The organism is Microcystis sp. M179S2, from assembly GCF_020245805.1.
GTDB classification, from domain to species: domain Bacteria; phylum Cyanobacteriota; class Cyanobacteriia; order Cyanobacteriales; family Microcystaceae; genus Microcystis; species Microcystis aeruginosa.
This window is the reverse complement of sequence record NZ_JADBUE010000072.1, coordinates 1-4,843: the sequence shown is the minus strand read 5'-3', so window position 1 is coordinate 4,843 and position 4,843 is coordinate 1. Positions and strand designations below refer to the sequence as shown.

The window sequence follows — 4,843 nt, the reverse complement described above, 5'->3', positions numbered from 1 at the left end:
GTCAATTAAGTAGGGAGGCACAATTATTTGTAGGATGGGTTAGCGGTAGCGTAACCCATGCGGGCGTTGGGTTTCATACTTCAACCCAACCTACGTTCATCTTATATTTAATTCCACCCACCTACTTACTAAGGCAATACTCGCCTAGAAAATGATCACTGTCGCCGCTTATATTGCTTTTGGCCGGTTATGGGGTCAGTTCTTGGACATAATCTCTCTGTTTCTATACTAAGCAAATATCCCGTCTCTAGAAGTTAATTTTTGCTACGATTTATGGCGGTTATCTTAACGGTGAGGTGGGAAGTTTTGGTTTTCGGTGGTCGGTGGTCGATACTAAAAAAGCTAGGTTTATCGGTGAAAAATTATCGATAAGCTTCCCTGTTTTATTCCATAAAATTAAAAATAATGGCGGACATTGGTTGAATAAATTATCTTTTTTGGGCTATATTCAGGCTGTATAAAGTGATTAGTAACTACAGTATTAAGTTTTATGAAGGGAGGGAATGCTCCAGAATCGCGACTATAATGATTAAACAGATCATTCCTGTGTCGGCGAGAGCGAGAAAATATGTCTGCCACTGAATACGAAGCAATTATCGGTTTAGAAACCCACTGTCAACTGAACACCAAAAGCAAGATATTTTGTCCCTGTCCCACCAACTTCGATAGTCCCCCCAATACTAACGTCTGTCCCATCTGTTTGGGTTATCCGGGGGTATTACCCGTCCTTAACCAAGAAGTCCTGGCCAGTGCCGTTAAACTGGGATTAGCTATCGATGGTAAAATTACACCTCATAGCAAATTCGATCGCAAACAGTATTTTTATCCCGACCTGCCGAAAAATTATCAAATTTCCCAGTATGATCTCCCTATTGTCGAACAGGGTCAACTAGAAATCGAGATCGTCGATAAAAAAACTAAGGAAGTTAGCCGCAAAATTATCGGCATTACCCGTCTGCACATGGAAGAAGACGCGGGAAAACTGGTTCATGCTGGCAGCGAACGTCTCTCCGGTTCCACCCATTCCCTGGTGGATTTTAACCGTACAGGTGTACCATTATTAGAAATTGTCTCGGAACCGGATTTACGCACCGGGGCCGAAGCGGCGGAATATGCCCAAGAATTACGGCGTTTAGTGCGTTATCTCGGCATCAGTGACGGCAATATGCAGGAGGGTTCCCTGCGCTGCGATGTCAATATTTCTGTTCGCAAAAAAGGCACTAAAAAGTTCGGGACTAAGGTAGAAATTAAAAATATGAACTCCTTTAGTGCTATCCAAAAAGCCATAGAATACGAGATCGTTCGACAAATTGAAGCGCTCGAAAATGGCGAATTGATCGTACAGGAAACCCGTCTTTGGGAAGAAGCTAGTCAACGGACGATTAGTATGCGGAAAAAAGAAGGTTCTAGCGATTATCGCTATTTTCCCGAACCGGATTTACCCCCCCTAGAAGTCTCCCCCGAACAGTTAAAAGCTTGGGCGGAAGAATTACCGGAATTACCCGCTCGTAAACGTCGTCGTTATGAAGAAGAATTTGGTCTTTCCGCCTACGATGCCAGGGTTTTAACCGATGATCGCACCGTGGCCGAATATTTTGAAACTGCTGTAATTGCGGGGGCCAATGCCAAATTAGTCGCTAACTGGATCAGTCAAGATATCGCCGCTTATTTGAATAATAATAAGCTGACGATCACAGAAATTGCCCTGCAAGCGTCAGACTTAGCCGAATTAGTTAAACTGATTGAAACGGGAACAATTAGTGGCAAAATTGCTAAGGAAATTTTACCAGAACTTCTCACTCAAGGCGGTTCACCTAAAGCGCTGGTGGAAAAGAAAGGATTAATACAAATTTCTGACAATTCTGCGATCGAAAAACTGATCGAGGAAATTATCGCCTCCCATCCAAGCGAGTTAGAAAAATTCCGGGCGGGTAAAACCAATCTTAAGGGATTTTTTGTCGGTCAAGTCATGAAAAAAAGCGGCGGTAAAGCCGATCCTAAATTAACTAGCCAAATCTTAGATCAAAAACTTTCTGGTTAGTTATATTCAGTGATCAGTGATCAGTAAACAGTAATCAGTGGGGAGCTTTTTTTCAGTGATCAGTAAAAAGTAAACAGTAATCAGTGAACTTAAAACTCAAATCTGATAACTGATAACTGATAACTGATAACTGGTAACTGATAACTGATAAGTAGCTGGTTATAATTAAATTGAAGATAGATTTTAGGTTCGATCCCCCCTGCCCCCCTTGATAAGGGGGGTGCCGGTAGGCGGGGGGATCCCCCCTTAATAAGAGGGGCATCTGATAACTTTTAACGCCTACTTACTTAACCGATAACTGATAACTGATAACTGAAAATGACCTCGCAATTAAAGCCTAATAGCCCAAAAATCCTCGCTGTTGTCAACGGTAAAGGTGGTGTGGGTAAAACCACCACTGCGGTCAATTTAGCGGCAATTTGGGGGCAGAATCAGCGTGTTTTGCTGGTGGATGCGGATCCGCAGGGTTCCTCCACTTGGTGGGTAGAAAGAAATCAAGCGGGTATGGTATTTGATTTAGCCAAGCAAATTAATACAGAGAAATTAGGAGAATTGCGTCAAATTATCGAGTACGATCTGATCGTGATTGACACACCACCAGCTTTGCGCTCCGAATTACTTACCGCAGTAATAGCAGAATCAGATTATTTAATTTTACCGACTCCTCCCGCACCGATGGATTTAATGGCTTTAATTGACACGGTACGCACGGCAGTTAAACCCCTAGGAATTTCCTATCGGGTTTTGTTAACGAAAGTGGATTCCCGTAGTCTTAAGGAAACTTTGGAAGCACAAAATACTTTATTAGAATTAGGTATTCCTGCCTGTCATGCTTTTGTCAGAAATTATAAGGCCCACGAAAAAGCCGTTTTAGACGGGGTAGCTATTACCAATTGGCGCGGTAAAAATGCCCAAGAAGCCAGCGCCGATTATCGTCGTGTGGCCGAAGAATTAGAACGGGATTGGTAGATTTATCGACAGGTTTTCTAAGCACAATATTTTTGCAGTAAAGAAATCACTAAATCTAGACCATCGGGCTGAACTTGAACAGTATAGGCTTCCGCTTCAATTTGTCTGCTAAAACCCTGATAATTCATAAAAAATCTTCTGGTCATTGCCGGTGGTTCTATGGCTAAATTAAGAGCTTTAACTGTTTTGCCTCCATGACAAAGTTGAGCGGCATGGACAGCTTCATGAATTAATGTTGGTCGGGCAATACCTAAGTCAAAAACTAGGGGATGAATCCAAATAATTCTAGTTTTACTATCAAATAAACCGTAGGCTCCTCGCACTGGTGGCGGGGCAATTTTGACGATGAAATTGTGTTTTTCTAAAGCTTTCTGCAGCCGGAGAAAATCAGGAGCTGCCGCCGATAAATTTTCTCCTGCAGCTAATTGCATCCCTAGAAAAACAGCAGCGATTGTGTAATAAATGCCCATCAGGTGATAGTTCATATTAAAGGGACATCAAAATTAGCAAGAGGTCTATTGATGAATCGAACCATCGGGGAGAATTGTTCCTGTTAAAATTGCCCCGGTTAATTTCACCATAATACGCTTACCAAAGCCAATTTTTGCCCCGCGTAAATCCGCCCCACTTAAATCCACCCCGCTTAAATCCGCCCCGATGAGATTGGCTTCCTGTAAATTTGCGCCTTTAAGATTAGCTTCGAGGAGATTGGCGCGAAAAAGATTAGCTTTGTACAGATTAGCTTTTTCTAGGTTAACTTTGTGCAGGAAGCTATCGCTTAAGTCGGCATGGCTTAAATCTGCCCCGATGAGACTGCGACTAGAGAGATCTTTTTCTTTCAGGTTAGCCCCCTGTAAATCGGCTCCGTTTAAATCCCGATAGTGAGGACGCCAGGCACCCTGATTGTGAACCTGATGGTTATTCTGGGAGTGGCTCTGTTGACTATGAGTTTGTTGACTGTGGGTTTGTTGACTCTGGGTTTTATGACTGTGGGTTTGGGAATTTTGGCTGGGTTGGCTAGGGTGAGGCTGATAGGGGGAAGCAGTTTTATAGGCGTGGGCGGGCTGTTTTTCAGTTTTAGGGGCGGAATTGGAGCGTTTAGAAGAATTTTGATGAATTTGCCGCAATTGTTCCCTAGCTTGGTTAATTTCTTGCAGTTTAGCGGTGGCTTTTTCCAAAAGACGCTGATTATCTTTGGGAATGCGATCGGGATGCCAAATAAACACCAAATCTTTGTAGGCTTGATTGATCTCATCGAGAGATGCCCCATGATCTAACCCTAAAACTTTATAGTATCGCTCCAATTCTTTCATCATCGAAGTCCTAATACAAGGATAAAAGCATTAATGGCCACAATTTCTCTGAGTCTTGTCGGATTTTCTAGGAGAGGATTTCTTTCAGGATAATTTGACTCTGGGAGAGTTGCCATAAAATTTGAGAAAATGTCTGGTAATTAAGAAAATCTCGTTTTTCTATCCTGTTTTGATGCGTAACTGTATAGCACATAACAGCAAAATTAGCAAATTATTGATACAAAACTTAATTTATGCTGTTGGGGGTTAGGGAGAGGGAAGTGGGGAGATTTGGTCAGTTATCAGTGAACAGTAAACAGTAATCAGTGAAAAGACAGCACTGTTGCTGTCATCCATATACTGCTCACTTAACACTCCAGGTTCTTCGGTTTGTGTTATGCAATGGACGGGGTTATAAGGGATGAAACCCTTATAGAGAAAGACATGGCTGCGATTTTTGCCAATTGTTTTCGATCTAGAACGAGCTAATCAATTAAGTCTCTTGCCAGATAAGGATTTAGTCGATTTATGCCACCCGATG

Annotated in this window: 4 protein-coding genes; 2 read left to right on the top strand and 2 right to left on the bottom strand. The window is 42.4% G+C overall.

Annotated elements, in window-relative coordinates; translation table 11 throughout:
* The first annotated feature begins 568 nt into the window (after positions 1-568).
* Both gatB and IM500_RS04035 read left to right on the top strand, forming a co-directional pair.
* Positions 569-2,041 (top strand): Asp-tRNA(Asn)/Glu-tRNA(Gln) amidotransferase subunit GatB, encoded by a 1,473-nt coding sequence (gene gatB, locus IM500_RS04040; RefSeq protein ID WP_190721714.1) that lies wholly within the window; start codon positions 569-571, stop codon positions 2,039-2,041.
* A 318-nt stretch (positions 2,042-2,359) separates the two neighbouring features.
* Positions 2,360-3,010 carry a ParA family protein gene (locus tag IM500_RS04035; protein ID WP_158201433.1) on the top strand — a complete coding sequence of 217 codons (651 nt, stop codon included), beginning with the start codon at positions 2,360-2,362 and terminating at the stop codon, positions 3,008-3,010.
* A gap of 17 nt (positions 3,011-3,027) precedes the next feature.
* Here IM500_RS04035 and IM500_RS04030 read toward each other — a convergent pair whose 3' ends face one another.
* Together IM500_RS04030 and IM500_RS04025 are read right to left on the bottom strand one after the other, a co-directional pair.
* Complete coding sequence (locus IM500_RS04030) at positions 3,028-3,480, bottom strand: DUF8637 domain-containing protein (protein ID WP_190721740.1); 453 nt, start codon at positions 3,478-3,480, stop codon at positions 3,028-3,030.
* Positions 3,481-3,525: 45 nt separating this feature from the next.
* Positions 3,526-4,323: a pentapeptide repeat-containing protein gene (locus IM500_RS04025; RefSeq protein WP_190721738.1), complete on the bottom strand. Its 798-nt coding sequence runs from the start codon at positions 4,321-4,323 to the stop codon at positions 3,526-3,528.
* Positions 4,324-4,843: the final 520 nt, after the last annotated feature.